General features: G+C 33.5%; 1 protein-coding gene. It reads right to left on the bottom strand.

Annotated features, from left to right (window positions below; all coding sequences use genetic code 11):
- Nucleotides 1–130 precede the first annotated feature (130 nt).
- On the bottom strand, nucleotides 131–493 hold the full coding sequence (locus AC1DLM_RS35475) for a DUF4362 domain-containing protein (RefSeq protein ID WP_477572635.1): 363 nt from the start codon (nucleotides 491–493) through the stop codon (nucleotides 131–133).
- Nucleotides 494–647 lie beyond the last annotated feature (154 nt).

Here is a 647-nt window from a genome sequence, read left to right as displayed (position 1 = left end):
ATACATGGTTCCGTCATTCCCATCCTTGGTTGTAAAGTTAAGATTACTGCTGTAATCTCCTGCTTTTCACACTGTTTGGTGCTTATAGCAGAACTTGTCGTACTTCGCCGTTAGTTTAATCCATTTCCAGTTACAACTTTTCTTTTCTAAAAGACAGAATTCTAATTTGGTCATCATCCTTGTAATTTTTACATTTTGATAATTCAACATCAATAAAATCACTATCTCTTTCGTGTATTCGAATTAATTTACAGACATATTCGGTCTTGCGTTTGTCTGTACTCCATGCATCTCGTGAGTTATCAACTATCCAATTTATTTCTTTACCATTTGAAATTACGTCATGAATGGCTGGCCCGCTATCCATTACTGGTTCTATAATCATTAGATTGTCTCCTTGCCCCTCATTAAATCTTGTTACCATTTTATCAACTCGTGCAAGGTCAGCTCTGTCAAGATGGAAAATTACTGAGTTCGTAGCAGTATCGTTCACTTTATTTGATTGATTTACAAACACAAAAATGAAGACAGTCAAAGCAATAATTATGAATGTCTGAGTTATAATTAAAGTTTTTTTGTATTTAATATTTTTACCTCCTTCAAAGTTTTTTTACATTCTTTTACGAAAACGGCGAGAATATGTTGCG

The organism is Paenibacillus sp. 01T442, assembly GCF_056398345.1.
Note: the sequence above shows the minus strand (reverse complement) of the source record. Positions and strands in the feature narration are given on the sequence as shown.